The 11,901-nt window shown below is 60.3% G+C and carries 15 protein-coding genes and 5 pseudogenes; 11 read left to right on the forward strand and 9 right to left on the reverse strand.

Going from position 1 to position 11,901, the window contains the following annotated elements; translation table 11 throughout:
• Positions 1 to 51 precede the first annotated feature (51 nt).
• The 4 genes and pseudogenes from EOB36_RS36040 to tnpB all read left to right on the forward strand — a co-directional run.
• Positions 52 to 177, forward strand: a pseudogene (locus tag EOB36_RS36040) (LysR family transcriptional regulator); the annotation flags it as partial.
• A 907-nt stretch (positions 178 to 1,084) separates the two neighbouring features.
• Positions 1,085 to 1,558: a transposase gene (locus EOB36_RS30750; protein WP_095488108.1), complete on the forward strand. Its 474-nt coding sequence runs from the start codon at positions 1,085 to 1,087 to the stop codon at positions 1,556 to 1,558.
• A gap of 54 nt (positions 1,559 to 1,612) precedes the next feature.
• Positions 1,613 to 1,855: a transposase gene (locus EOB36_RS35535; protein WP_245467944.1), complete on the forward strand. Its 243-nt coding sequence runs from the start codon at positions 1,613 to 1,615 to the stop codon at positions 1,853 to 1,855.
• Positions 1,852 to 2,007 (forward strand): IS66 family insertion sequence element accessory protein TnpB, encoded by a 156-nt coding sequence (tnpB, locus tag EOB36_RS35860; RefSeq protein ID WP_095488107.1) that lies wholly within the window; start codon positions 1,852 to 1,854, stop codon positions 2,005 to 2,007. The genes EOB36_RS35535 and tnpB overlap by 4 nt, the downstream gene beginning before the upstream one ends.
• A gap of 46 nt (positions 2,008 to 2,053) precedes the next feature.
• On the opposite strand, the gene EOB36_RS35865 is transcribed toward tnpB, so the two are convergent.
• The 3 genes from EOB36_RS35865 to EOB36_RS35550 form a co-directional block, all read right to left on the reverse strand.
• Entirely contained in the window at positions 2,054 to 2,302 is a 249-nt protein-coding gene (locus tag EOB36_RS35865) for a tyrosine-type recombinase/integrase (protein WP_236372574.1), read from the reverse strand.
• A complete protein-coding gene (locus EOB36_RS35870; RefSeq protein ID WP_281033164.1) occupies positions 2,251 to 2,547 on the reverse strand; it encodes a hypothetical protein in 297 nt (98 codons plus the stop codon). Before EOB36_RS35870 ends, EOB36_RS35865 begins: the two co-directional genes overlap by 52 nt.
• A gap of 114 nt (positions 2,548 to 2,661) precedes the next feature.
• The gene (locus tag EOB36_RS35550) at positions 2,662 to 2,922 is read right to left on the reverse strand and encodes a hypothetical protein (protein ID WP_245330001.1); all 261 of its coding nucleotides are present in this window, start codon (positions 2,920 to 2,922) and stop codon (positions 2,662 to 2,664) included.
• A 1,261-nt stretch (positions 2,923 to 4,183) separates the two neighbouring features.
• On the opposite strand from EOB36_RS35550, the gene EOB36_RS30775 reads away from it, so the two are divergent.
• Positions 4,184 to 4,600: a hypothetical protein gene (locus EOB36_RS30775; RefSeq protein WP_063169404.1), complete on the forward strand. Its 417-nt coding sequence runs from the start codon at positions 4,184 to 4,186 to the stop codon at positions 4,598 to 4,600.
• Positions 4,601 to 4,850: 250 nt separating this feature from the next.
• Here EOB36_RS30775 and EOB36_RS36045 read toward each other — a convergent pair whose 3' ends face one another.
• From EOB36_RS36045 to EOB36_RS35575, 5 genes are all read right to left on the reverse strand, one after another.
• Positions 4,851 to 5,621: a redoxin domain-containing protein gene (locus EOB36_RS36045; RefSeq protein WP_245330000.1), complete on the reverse strand. Its 771-nt coding sequence runs from the start codon at positions 5,619 to 5,621 to the stop codon at positions 4,851 to 4,853.
• A 52-nt stretch (positions 5,622 to 5,673) separates the two neighbouring features.
• The gene (locus tag EOB36_RS35560) at positions 5,674 to 5,898 is read right to left on the reverse strand and encodes a DUF411 domain-containing protein (protein ID WP_236372580.1); all 225 of its coding nucleotides are present in this window, start codon (positions 5,896 to 5,898) and stop codon (positions 5,674 to 5,676) included.
• Positions 5,895 to 6,437, reverse strand: coding sequence for a multicopper oxidase domain-containing protein (locus EOB36_RS35565; protein ID WP_245329999.1), 543 nt, complete (start codon positions 6,435 to 6,437; stop codon positions 5,895 to 5,897). The genes EOB36_RS35560 and EOB36_RS35565 overlap by 4 nt, the downstream gene beginning before the upstream one ends.
• Before the next feature lie 9 nt (positions 6,438 to 6,446).
• A complete protein-coding gene (locus tag EOB36_RS35570) occupies positions 6,447 to 6,587 on the reverse strand; it encodes a hypothetical protein (protein ID WP_245329998.1) in 141 nt (46 codons plus the stop codon).
• Positions 6,588 to 6,699: 112 nt separating this feature from the next.
• Positions 6,700 to 7,290, reverse strand: a complete 591-nt coding sequence (locus EOB36_RS35575) for a multicopper oxidase domain-containing protein (protein WP_245329997.1) — start codon at positions 7,288 to 7,290, stop codon at positions 6,700 to 6,702.
• Positions 7,291 to 7,772: 482 nt separating this feature from the next.
• Between EOB36_RS35575 and EOB36_RS34540 the strand changes: the two genes are divergently transcribed.
• Both EOB36_RS34540 and EOB36_RS30810 read left to right on the forward strand, forming a co-directional pair.
• Complete coding sequence (locus EOB36_RS34540; protein ID WP_158302651.1) at positions 7,773 to 7,961, forward strand: hypothetical protein; 189 nt, start codon at positions 7,773 to 7,775, stop codon at positions 7,959 to 7,961.
• A 376-nt stretch (positions 7,962 to 8,337) separates the two neighbouring features.
• On the forward strand, positions 8,338 to 8,607 hold the full coding sequence (locus tag EOB36_RS30810; RefSeq protein WP_095488106.1) for a hypothetical protein: 270 nt from the start codon (positions 8,338 to 8,340) through the stop codon (positions 8,605 to 8,607).
• A gap of 594 nt (positions 8,608 to 9,201) precedes the next feature.
• On the opposite strand, the gene EOB36_RS30815 is transcribed toward EOB36_RS30810, so the two are convergent.
• Positions 9,202 to 10,131 carry a TauD/TfdA family dioxygenase gene (locus EOB36_RS30815; RefSeq protein ID WP_095488104.1) on the reverse strand — a complete coding sequence of 310 codons (930 nt, stop codon included), beginning with the start codon at positions 10,129 to 10,131 and terminating at the stop codon, positions 9,202 to 9,204.
• Positions 10,132 to 10,786: 655 nt separating this feature from the next.
• Between EOB36_RS30815 and EOB36_RS35580 the strand changes: the two are divergent.
• The 4 pseudogenes from EOB36_RS35580 to gltD all read left to right on the forward strand — a co-directional run.
• A pseudogene (locus tag EOB36_RS35580) lies at positions 10,787 to 10,991 on the forward strand (isopenicillin N synthase family oxygenase); the annotation flags it as partial.
• Between the two features lie 8 nt (positions 10,992 to 10,999).
• Positions 11,000 to 11,273, forward strand: a pseudogene (locus EOB36_RS30825) (pyridoxal-phosphate dependent enzyme); the annotation flags it as partial.
• A 278-nt stretch (positions 11,274 to 11,551) separates the two neighbouring features.
• A pseudogene (locus EOB36_RS30830) lies at positions 11,552 to 11,715 on the forward strand (thioredoxin domain-containing protein); the annotation flags it as partial.
• Positions 11,716 to 11,756: 41 nt separating this feature from the next.
• Positions 11,757 to 11,901 (forward strand): annotated as a pseudogene (gene gltD / locus EOB36_RS30835) (glutamate synthase); the annotation flags it as partial.

Here is an 11,901-nt window from a genome sequence, read left to right on the forward strand (position 1 = left end):
AACATTGATGAAATCGTTTGTTTCGATGAAAGGCATCCACACTTTGGATAGTTGACCACGCGTTTCAAAGGTCGTGAACTACATCTCCTCGTTGTGCTCGACGCACTCCCGACAGAGCGCAACCTCACGGGCGCGGCATGCAGGATCCGAGCCCAGCCGGTCATGAGTGCGGCCTTGCCGGGTCGGGCGATAGGCAGTCATGCCCTGCCCTTCCTGCGGGTCAAGCACTCCGAAAAAACATTTCCCCCATAAATGCTAGATCTTCCGTTGCCTTTTCGCGTCACAGGCCGTCAAACGCCCGGCCGTTCACAACAGTGATCCGGCAAGTGTTTGGCTGCGCGAGACGATGCTGCAGGGAGTCGTCCTGCATGGCACTTCGCTATGATGCTGCGGTGCCGTCTAACGGCGCCTCGTGCTTGAACGCACTGAACGGCCACCGCGATCAAAATCGATAGTTCGAGGACCGTTGATCATCACCCCGCCAGCCTCGATCTTGTTTGCCGCCACGAGAGCGACACAGAGACTGCTGGTGAAGATGCCCGCCTGCCCGCTATGTTCCGGATGGTTGACCATCCCGGATGGACCCATCGAGGGTGTCAAGGCGAGCATGAGCACAGGCGCGAACAGTTCACGGGCAGGCGCGACGGTGGCCGCAAAGCAACGTCGCGCCAGCATGCGATCTCAGCAGGATCGGCACCATCCTGTCAGGGAGCAATGCGAGTGGCTGGCTTAGCCGCTGCGACGCTGCCCGGCATCGATGACGAGGACCTGGCGCCGTGCGAGGAGCAAGAGTAGACGGATAGTATGCGCGGGAGTGGCGACCGACCACCTTGTTTCTAAGGCAGACTGAAAGCGGCTCTTACCGGGCGGCTACGCTGTTTCAGAGACTGGGGCGTCGTGCACATCCAGCCGATACTCTTTGTTGCGGATTGCGAACCGATTGCATTGCCGCAGTTACTGGCATCATGTTAACGCGTCGGACGGCGACATTGGCGAGCACGGTTTTGTGGCCGCAGTTGACAAAGCCCATAAGTTCTAGATGCTGCGTGCTAGAATAGATGTTTGAAATCGCAGGGAGTTTCTGATGTCCAACCTTAAGGAAACTGAGGCAACCCAGGCAGCAGGCGAGGTGCCCGTGAAGGAACAGACACCCGATATAAAGGCGCCGAAGACGCGGAAGCGGACCGCGCAGCGCGCAGGTGCTATACGAACCAGCGCCGCCAGCTCGGCTCTTCAGGCGTCTTCATCTAAAGCGATCGCTTCGCCTACAGTCCGGGCAGCGCGGAGAAATTACTCTGAGAACGAGCGTGCCCAGAAGCTCGGCGAGATCGAGAAGCAGATCGGACGGGGAGAGAGTATCAAGGCAGCCGTTCAGAACGCTGGAATATCGGAACAGACGTACTATCACTGGAAAAGGGCTGCTGGGCAGACAACACAGAGCGATGAGCTCAAGGATCTTGTGAAGCTTGAAGAAGAGAACGCCCGTCTGAAGAAGCTCCTCGCTGACCGGCTCCGGAAAGAAAACGCCGAGCTCAGGAAAAAGCTCGGGCTTGCTTGAGCCCTTTGCCGCCATAGGCAAAAAGCCCGAGGGGCGACTGACCTGAGCTCCAAGGTGACCTTCCTTTCTTCCTGTGACACAGCGTCGCGCCCCAGCAGCCGATACTGGCGCAACGAGCTGTTTCGACCTGAGACCGGGCAGCCGGCAACTGAAGACGTTCTTGACGAACGCGCCCAGCCGCTCCGGCCGCCAGTGGTGATCGAGCTGGAGGTCGCCGGCAAGGTGCGGCTGCGGATTCCACTGACCACGCCGCCAACACTGGCAGCGGCGATGGTGAAGGCGCGGGGCGTGTCATGATCCCGGTCCCGAGCCAGGTGCGGATCTGGTTGGCGGTGGGCCGGACCGATATGCGTCGCGGAATGCAGGGTCTCGCTCTGCAGGTTCAGGAGACATCGGGCCGGGATCCGCATTTATGCGTCGGGCGAGATTATGTGGCGGAGCCGCCCTGACCCCTTCGGACCGGCCAAACCCAGCTTGCCTCCGCCACATAAAGATTCAGATGGAGTTCAGCAGTTGCAGAACGGAGTCATTTGGTCGGAAACGCACGCCGTGATCGCCGGTGACGCCCGCCTTCTCAAGTCCATTGCGCATCATCTCTACATCCGCTGTGGCATAGCGGTGGGTCGTGGCGACCCGTGCATGCCCGAGCCAGGCTTGGATCGTCAAAAGGTCCACGCCGGACTGGAGAAGCTTCATGGCGAGGGAGTGCCGGAAGATGTGCGGCGATATGGGCTTGTCGGCCAAAGCCGGTCTGGTAGGCCCGGCGCTCGTTGCGGGCGCCGAGGAATATCGGTCGCGGCTCGTGATGGGCGATCCCGCGCTGGCTCAACAAGGATGTCAGCGCCCGCAGCCGGGTCCTTAGCAATGGGGACGACGCGGTCTCTACGCCCTTTGCCGCGCAGCAGCACTTGTGGGTGCGGCCGCTCCAACTGAAGGTCGTTTGCGTTGACGCCGGTGGCTTCGGAGGCCCGGGCGCCGGTCCGTGCCAAGAAGAGCAGAAAGGCTCGTCGCGCCGACCACGGGGCGTCTTTGGATCGGGCGCCGCGATGAGGGTGTCCACTTCGGCCGTGGTGAGGTGGTACGTCACGTCAATGTGCGTCCGTTTAATGGGAATCGTCAGCACGCGTTGGGCGACGCCGAAGGATGCCGGGTCGGCGGCAGCGACGTGGCGGAAGAAAGATCGGATCGCGGCCAAGCGGGCGTTGCGCGTGGTGACGGAATTGTTCCGCTTCTCCTCGAGTTCGTCGAGAAAAGCGAAACGAGATCTCGATCAGCTCTTCGAGCGCCAACGCCGCCGGCTTCTTCCGCAATCGGGCGGCGGCAAAGAGGATCAGCATGCGCAAGGCATCGCGATAGCTGGCCACGGTCGCGGGAGTCGCATTGCGCTGCTTCGTCAGGCGCCGGCGGAAATAGGACTCCAGGAGCGGCGCTAGGAGCAGGTGTTCGCATGCTGCTCCTTGAGCGCGCCGCCATCGAGTGCCACCTCGGCTTGATCAATCAGATCAACGAGGCGTTGACGGTGGTCGAGGCGGATATCGCGGTGCATGCCCACTAGGATCCGACAATCCGTCGCCTGATGACGTTGCCTCCGACGTCACCGTGGGTGCGAACGTTGCCGCGGCAATCGGCAACATTCGGCGCTTCAGCGATCCACAGAGGCTTGTCGCCTACCTTGGCTTCTTCCGAGCGTGCGGCAGTCGGTGAGGGACCGGCCTATCATGGCCGCATCACGAAGCACGTCTCCTGAATCGAAACCTCTATCCGATCGACGAACGCCTCAAGTCTCGCAGGCGAGCAGGGCCGGGCGGGTCCAGATGTAGTCGGTATCCTAATCATCGCCGAGCGTGTTTAGCTTGGGTCGCGCAGAAAGGTGGATGGCGTGAGCGCGCTGAGATGGATCGCCATTTGGACTAAACGACGGGACGGCTGACTGGTATGCGCGTTCAATTGATCTGGCGCCTTAAATGCAGGAAGGCTTCGCGGCCGGTACGAGGCGCATCCCTCCTCCGAAGCAGCACGCCCAAGTATCATCACAAGCCCCGAGCGCTCGCGTTCGGCGATGTCCAATTTCCGACAATGTCGGAATACAGTCAGATCTGCTGGATTGACTTTAAATGGTTTTCTCATTTGGCACAGCGCATGCTGGTTATCCGCAAACACGTGACCGACCAACAAGAAGTCGCATGATCACCTCACCAAAACATACAGCCGCGGAACAATCACTTGGCCCGAACTTGCTTATCGCCCTCCCCGTCACCACAACCGGAGCCATCCATGTCTGACGGGCTGCCCAGGATACCTACTGCGACCGCGCTTGCCCGGTGACGACCGCTCCGGCTCCGCCCGTTACCGACGAGGCAAAGTGACGGATTTCCTGCTTTTCAACGACATGGAGGTGGTTGTCATTCCCGCTGGGGGACAGACTCGGCCTGTTCAAGGCATTGCGCGAAGGCGGCAAGATGACGGCCACCCGTGCGCGAACTCAAGGAGCGCAGCCTGTATCGTGTATCAGGCAAATAGGCCGTCGGTCAGTGACCTTGACACAGGGGACATGCGCAAGGTCCTGAAGTTTGATGTAGCGATAGAAGGGTGCCAATGACAACAATAGCTTACAGGAACGGAACCATGGCTGGCGACGGCCGAGCCTTGGGTTTTGACTCAGTATCCGTCGGTGAGAAAACGAAGGTGTTTCGCTTATGCGACGGCACACTCATCGGCGTTTCCTCTTCGTCCTTGGGTATTCCAAAGGCCGTTCGAGACTGGGTTGAGAAGGGCATGGATGTTTCTGATATTCCTGTGCCGCGCAACGACGACAATTTTGAATTTGAGGCGCTGATAGTGCGCAAAAATGGGGAAGCCGTATTGTTGGACGGCAATTGGCTGCCAAGTGATCCCGTGAAAGGTGAATATTATGCCATCGGGAGCGGCAAGCAGTATGCTTTGGCCGCGCTGGTTTTGGGCAAGTCAGCTAAGGAAAGCGTCGAAGTTGCCGCGAAACTCGACGTTTGGACTGGTGGCACAGTCACTGCCATAACTCACTAAACCCGCCTTTCGGCGGGAGTGTGACAGTGCGAGCGTGGAAGTAGGGCGCCACCCCGGGGCACGTCGAGCCCTGTCATCTGCTTGCGTTGTTGGACATGTGAGCTGGTCCATAAGCGCGCGAAAGCGTCCAGTTGTGGCCAAAAGCACGATTTGCGACAGAACCGGCCCGCTTCTATGAGTATGGGCCGCTTTTTGCGGCCAGCGTGCTTGCCATCCTGCCGCCAGTGGCCGTCGCCTTCTTCTTCCAAGGTTACCTCGTCATGAAGTAGAGCACCACGATCTTGTCGGAGAAATCGGAAAGGCGGACGGCCCTTCCGTCCGCGTCGGCCAGTTCGAAAGGCGGCGCGGCCTGCTCGTCGATCGCCTGGAAGAACCTCTCCGCGCTGTCCCTCATCTTGTCGAGATCGGCGCCCGGATGGTGGGCCAGCGCGGAGGTCGCGAGGATCAGCGCCAGAAATTGAATCGCAAGCGACGGTTTCGCTTTCATGGACAATGCATTCCGGTTGGGGGCGTTCGAGGGCTCCGCGGCTAGGATTGGTCTCACTGTGTCTGCTCCCGCTCCCGGCGGCTCATCTGCCTGATAGGCGCGTTCCCGCTCGGGCCATGTGCTTTTGATGAAGGCCAGAACGGCCCGGATCTCCTCGTCGGTGAGGACATTCCCGAAGCCCGGCATGTCGCTCTGGTAGCCGCCGCCGACGACCGCGGCCGGTCCCGGCGCCGGCATGCGTCCCGAAGGCAGCGGGCTTTCCAATCGCGCTGACCTTCGCCTGGCTAAAACCGTCTTGCCTAGCGCTATCGCCGCGGCCGGGGCGCCGCCACCGGCCATCCGGTTGGCGAGCCAAGGCAATGTCCAGACCAATCCGAGGCCTGCCGCGGCCACGCATCGATAAGAGGACCGACGCCCTTCTCCTTTGCCGCCGCTGGAGAACAGGTACTTGATCAGCGCGGCCGTCCCGAGGACGAGCACGACGACGACAAGCAGCCACACCAGGCCCATCCCGAACATCATCATGCCGCTCATGCATTCCATCATCGAAGCCTCCTATTCCGTGGCGTAGACGCCGCCGGTCCCGTCAGACTTCCGGATTTCGAGAATCTCGAAGGGCGCTTCCTTCGTGCCACTCATGCCGGGGGAGCCCATCGGCATGCCGGGCAGCGTCATGCCCTTTGATGTCGGGCCGCTCGGTCAAGAGCTTGTTGACCGTGCCGACCGGCACATGGCCGCTCACCACATAGCCGTCGATGAACGAGAGAAGGCAGCCATCGGCTTCCGGCGGAATGCCCTCTTCGCGGCTCATGGCGAAAAGGTCGTGAGTCGGCCTTGACGGTGACAGCGAAGCCGTTTCCTGCAAATAGCCGGCATAACCTTCGCAGCAGCCGCATTGCGGGTTCTTGTAGAGCGTGACGTCCTTTCGCCGGCGAACGCCGGAGCGGCGCCTGACAGGATCGAGGCGAGGACAAGAGCTATCAGGGTATTGGACATTTTTGCTTCTCCTTCGGCTTGTGGACTGGTCAGGCGACCGGCCGCCTGGTGTTCGAGAACGTGGCAGTGGAACATCCAATTGCCGGGATTGTCGGCGACGAAGGCGATCTCGACCTTCTCGCGCGGCGAAACCAGCGCCGTGTCCTGCCATTCGCGACGTGGGGTGGGCTGGCCGTTGCGGGAAATCACCCGGAAGGAATGGCCGTGCAGATGGATCGGATCATGCCACGCGGTTGCGTTGGTCGTGGCGATGACGTGGCTCTTATTCCGCAAGAGCGTCAGCCCCGGCTTCATGTCGTGATTGGCCTCGTCGGCGGCGACGCCGTTGATGAACCAGGCGGTGCCGGAATTCATCGTCCTGCATCATGCGCCCGGACCCATGCTTTCACCCATGTCCTGCGCCACCATCTCGCCCATCATGCCGCCGGTGAAGACGACTTCGTTGCGGGACGCTGTATCGAGGTCCGGCTCCGGCAGCGGAATGTCGGCAGGTTCAGCGGCCAATCAGGCACACGTGCCCTAAGCGGAGTGTCGGAATAAACAAGATCGACGAGCTCATATTCCAGCCCCGCGTAGAACCGCTCGAAGATTGAAATCCGGCTGCCCGGCTTGCCCGTCATGTCTTAGGATCAGATCGGTGCGCATTGCGGGACCCAGCACCACCCGCCTCCGGCGCGTGTGGCGTCACCGGCTGGCCGTCGAGCGCGATGACGGCCGGCCGAAAACCCGTGAAGTCGGGACTGAAGATGCGTGCATTGGCGGCGTTGATCAGCCGCAGCCGGATGCGCTCGCCCTTTCTGACCGCAAAGGTATCCGGCACGCGGCCATTGATGGTAACCGTGTTGCCCACGCGGCCATTGTGGTGAATGTCGTGCCGTTTGCCGAAATCCTCGCTGATTGCGCCAGATTTCGTCAGCCCCCAGTCACCGAGCATCCAGGTCACCTCGCGATCGGCCCGCACCGCCTTCGGTTCCTCGATGATCAGCGGACCATAAAGTCCGCGCCCGACCTGTTCGAAGCTCCGCTGGTGCGGGTGATACCAGCAGATGCCGACGTCGACGGCGTCGAACTCGTAGACGAAGCGCTCGCCCGCTCCAATCGGCTTCTGCGTGAGGTGAGGCACGCCATCCATGGCATGTGGCACACGCACGCGATGCCAGTGCACGGTCGTTTTCTCGGCAAGGCCGTTCTCTACCTCGACCCGCACGCGCTCGCCCTGACGGACCCGGATTTCCGGGCCTGGAACGGGCCTTCGGCGCGCAATCGAGCCCGGTTCACCCGGCCCAATGGCGTCCACTTTGGGGGCGCATGCACTGCAGACCCGCTGGACCTGATCCGGGAGAGAATGGGCGCGGCGATTGGAATAGCTATGAAAGCGCATCGGACCGTGGAACTGCGCGCGCAGACTTTCGGAGGAAGGCTCGCTTTTAAGCGTTATCGTGCAACTCTGACCGTTCTTCGCCTTGGCGGGTGCCGCGGAAGAATCCCGGGTTCTGCGAGCGCTCCGAGAACACCTGCGGTCGATCCTGTACCACAATCTCGCGAAGCTCGATGCTCTCTACAAACGATGTCTTGGATTCTCACGCCCTTATTTCAGCACTTCGCTCGCTTGCCCGACTCGGCCGCGGTCAGCCTTCACCGCCAATTTTATTGGCGCAGCGACGTTCCTATCGGGTCAGGCGAAGCTTCTTGAACCTGCCGCTCTCTCGTTGCCCTGGCACGATTAATCGTCCTCTCAGTCTCGTCATTGGCGGAGTCGCTCCTGAGGCGCGCGCCGGCGAGTTCGAGGAGCGCGTGGCTATCTCCTCGGTCCAGCCGGATTCCGCTGCGCGCTCAGCCAATTCCTGGAAGGCCGATTCCAAGGCGAGCTGGCATTGAAGGCCGCGGTCCGGATGGTCGACTAGGCAGCTTGGTTCCACGATCGCAATGCTTGATCGCTTCATTGCAGGCCATGGGCTCTCGCCCTCTCCTTTTGCCACACGAGGCGCCAGCTCACGTGTTGTTGTTGGCGTGCGCCCCGGCAACCGCTTTCACCAGCCGCTCCAGCGATCCCGCGCGCTCCAGCTCCGCAAAGAATGATGCGGCGTGACGCTACCCAGCCGGTGCTTCTCGGCCAATTTGCACACATAGGGATAGTCGACCATGAAATCGGATCGAGGCGAGGCGTTGGACGTTTCAGTCTTGGTCTGAATGCGCCGCCCACGAGCCGATCGGCCTTCTCGATGATTTGGCGCACCCTCGTTGTCGACAAGCCATGTTCCTGAGCCAGGTCGGCGAAACTCTTGCCCTTCAGAAAGCCGTCGACCAGGGCTATGTTCCTATCGACGGTCTGCTAAATCCCAGCAGGCGCGCGCAGTTTTCCAGCATCATTCCGTTTGTTCATCCGCTTGTCCGCGCCCCCTGCAAATCCTACCGGGCCAAATCGGTGCTTGGAAGACCCACTCATGTCATGGCCTCGGGAAAGTACCAGGCCGACGGTCATGTGAATACGAAAGATGCTGGCGATCACCATGATCGTTGGTGACCGCTGACCTCCCGAATGTCAGCTTCGACGGCACACCGGGAGCTCTCGGCAATGTTGAATAATTCCGTTTGAAGATGGTTGACTTCGTCGTCGAGGCTCGATCCATCAGGATCGGTATCGACGATTCTATATTTGAGAAACCCAAATTCGTTTGACTCGCGCAATTCGCTGTACGGCGTATCATCGCAAGCGCGGGATTGCGACATCCTGCGAAGTGCCCGCGTTGCTGGAATCGATTTTGCGGAAGTAAAAAGGCCCCGGCGCTGGGTCGGCGCGCAGGGCCTTCAGGCATGTACGAGCTACCAGCATGTCCAGTTATGATCGTGCGCTATCATAATGAACAAACGGTGAATAATCGCTATCCGAGGTGCAGGGCGGGCGAGATGGTGGGGCGGTGGGGGACCTGTACCGCTGCAGCGGGGCCACGAGCAGCGACTCGAGCCATGCGCCACGCTGCAGGACCTCGATTTCGGGCCAAGCCTCGAGCCCGCAACTCGCCTTGCTTCTCGGAAATCATAAGGCTTTGTGGGGCGGTTAAGCAGCGCGATATGGCCGCGGCGATACGAAGTTTTCATCTTTACCCTGTTCAGACGGTCAGGCTGCCTTCGCCGCCGGCTTGGCTGCCTTGACATGGGTTATACTGCGGCGACCGTCGACGCCGATCGGAACGTCACCGTCAACCGTAGCGCGACGCACAACCCGGTGCTGGTCGCCATAGTCGTTGACCGCATAATGCTGGGTAGCACGGTTGTCCCAGATAGCGACGTCGCCTACTTGCCAGCGCCACCGCACGGTATTTTCCGGGGCAGTGACGTAGGACTGGAACACCTCGTAGAGTTTGGCGGAATCGCTCTTGGAAAGGCCGACGAGGCGCTGCACGAAATTGCCGAGCAGCAGCGACTTCTCCCCGGTTTCCGGATGGACGCGCACGACCGGATGCTCGGTCTCGTAGATCGTCGATGTGAAGACTTCCTCGAAGTGCTTCTTCTCTTCGGCTGTGGCGCGCGGGCGCACGGCTGCGTAGTCGTAGGCATTGCTATGAATAGCCCACAGATTGTCCGCCAATATTTTGAGCGGCGCTGGCAGATTCTCGTACGCGGCGTGCGTGTTGGACCAGATCGTGTCGCCCCCCGCCGCCGGAATGACGACGCCACGTAGGACCGAGAATTTCGGATAGGCATCGACGAAAGTCACATCGGTATGCCACTGGTCTGCCCTGCCACCGCCACGGCCGGAATCGAGATTGAGGATTGAGGCCGTGCCGGCTGCCGGCCCCTGCGTGGGATGAGGTACAAGGTTACCCAGACGCCGCGCGAACAATTCCTGCTCCGCATCGTCGAGATGCTCCTGGCCGCGGAAGAAGATCACCTTGTGTTTTAGAAGAAGCTGGTTGATGGCTGCTATCGCTGCGTCCGAAAGGTCTCCGCCAAGGCGAACGCCTCTGATTTCAGCTCCAACACGGCTGGTCAGCGGTACAACGTCGGAGTCAGGAATGGTCCGGTTGACGAGGACTGGATTGCTCATGCGGGTCTCCTGTTTTATCTTGAAAGGGATAGCAAGTCACATCCGGCCAGCGGATGTCCGCGCTGCGTTGAAAAGTCTCACCGCTAGTCGACAGAGCTATTGAACAAGATAATCGACTAAAACATAGAAATAATGTTCCAAATTAAACTGTCTCGACGAAAGAGCCGTCTCCGTTGCTCCGGTCTCGGTGTTGAGTTCTCTAAGGCTGCGCCACACCTTGGTCCCACGCCGGCAAATGATCTCACTATGCAGCCCCGTGCTCGCACGCTCTCAAACTAATTGCCGCTGCTGCAACACGCCGCCTGGCGGCCTGCACCGAAAAGCCGACAGGGGTGCATCTGAATAGCCGTGAACCCAGGTCTCAAAGACCATCCGGCGCGACGAGCGGACGCACCGCACGTGTGACACCCGCCTTGTGGGGCAGGGTTGCCTTTCTCAATCCCGGCGTTGGTCGGCGTCCCAATGAGCAGCAAGCTATTATCGGCCGCCGAATCTTAGTGGCTTCGTCGAGAGCCTCAATCAACCAAGCGGCGAAAGCCCCGCTAGAGTCTCCGCCCGCCTGTCGCTATGAAGCAGTTGCAGCCAGCGCTGCTTCAGGCGCATGAACTCGCCCGATGCAATGATTTCCGTCGCCCTGGGTCTTTCGAAGGGCACTGTTTCGATTCCCTTCTTCTTCGGCGCGCGGCTTGATGCCGACATACGGTTTCTTGACCTGCCGCCTGAACTGGCTGCCGAAGCGGGTGCCCCGCCAGCGACCCCGACAATCCACTGTTCCGCAACTGCTGAAGAGCCGACTGCGCTCGCATCCCGATATTGCGCCACGGCACTATGCCGACATTCTGGAGACCGCAGCCGCATGAGCCTCGAGATGTTCCGCCGACCGTCGACAAAGGCGTCCTCTCGCCTGCGTCCGCCATTTGTCAGTGCTCGATCTGATTGGGGAGACGCCGGTCGTCGAACTGAAGAGATTCGATACCGGCAGGTGTCGTCTCTTCGTCAAGCTCGAAAGCCAGAATCCCGGCGGATCGATCAAGGATCGCATTGCGTTGTCGATGATCGTTAATGCCGAACAGCGTGGCCAGCTCGCGCCGGGCGGTACAATCATCGAAGCGACCGCTGGCAACACAGGGCTCGGCCTGGCCTTCTGGCGGCACGAAGCGCGTGATCGCGTGTCCAAAAGCTGACAGCGTCAGACAAATGTCAGGTTCATTACAACCAACATCTGGGCACTGACGAGGTTTTTCGAAGCAATGGGCGCTAACTGCGCGCTGAGCGCGTTGGCATGGCTTTTGAGACTGAGTGACTGTGACTGCACTCAATGGGGCAAGACGAGCGATGCGCTCCTCCCTGAACCCGTGTGCCGTCTCTGAGAGGAAACCAGCTCGTGCAGAAACCTTTGGAAATAGCTTTGGACCGCAACGTGGTATTGCAGATGGAGTCCCCGGCTCCTTCGATTAGAGTCGAGAACTGGCTGCATGGCGAGCCCCTCACGAGCTTTGAGCCCGGCAAGTGTACATAGTCGAATTTTGGGCAACTTGGTGCGGCCCATGTGTGGACGGGATGCCCCATCTGATCCAGCTGCAGGGCGTCGCCAGGCGCGCCATCTGGACAGCAGGAACTGGACTATGGGCAAGGTAACAGGGTTTCTTGAGATCGACCGGCAGGTGCACAAGTACCAGCCGGCTTCCGACCGCATCCGGCATTTTCGCGAATTCACGCTGCCGATGTCGGACAAGGAGGTCGAGAAGCAGGCCGCGCGCTGCATGGATT

Source organism: Mesorhizobium sp. M6A.T.Cr.TU.017.01.1.1, from assembly GCF_004023115.1.
GTDB lineage: Bacteria > Pseudomonadota > Alphaproteobacteria > Rhizobiales > Rhizobiaceae > Mesorhizobium > Mesorhizobium mediterraneum.

What these genes read in the sequence shown, in the direction of transcription:
- EOB36_RS30815 (WP_095488104.1), bottom strand. Translation starts at nt 10,131, where the DNA reads ATGAGCAATCCAGTCCTCGTCAACCGGACCATTCCTGACTCCGACGTT.
- EOB36_RS35560 (WP_236372580.1), bottom strand. Translation starts at nt 5,898, where the DNA reads ATGAGCCGCGAAGAGGGCATTCCGCCGGAAGCCGATGGCTGCCTTCTC.
- EOB36_RS30750 (WP_095488108.1), top strand. Translation starts at nt 1,085, where the DNA reads ATGTCCAACCTTAAGGAAACTGAGGCAACCCAGGCAGCAGGCGAGGTG.
- EOB36_RS30810 (WP_095488106.1), top strand. Translation starts at nt 8,338, where the DNA reads ATGTTCCTGAGCCAGGTCGGCGAAACTCTTGCCCTTCAGAAAGCCGTC.
- EOB36_RS36045 (WP_245330000.1), bottom strand. Translation starts at nt 5,621, where the DNA reads ATGAGCGGCATGATGATGTTCGGGATGGGCCTGGTGTGGCTGCTTGTC.
- EOB36_RS35565 (WP_245329999.1), bottom strand. Translation starts at nt 6,437, where the DNA reads ATGAATTCCGGCACCGCCTGGTTCATCAACGGCGTCGCCGCCGACGAG.
- tnpB (WP_095488107.1), top strand. Translation starts at nt 1,852, where the DNA reads ATGATCCCGGTCCCGAGCCAGGTGCGGATCTGGTTGGCGGTGGGCCGG.
- EOB36_RS30775 (WP_063169404.1), top strand. Translation starts at nt 4,184, where the DNA reads ATGGCTGGCGACGGCCGAGCCTTGGGTTTTGACTCAGTATCCGTCGGT.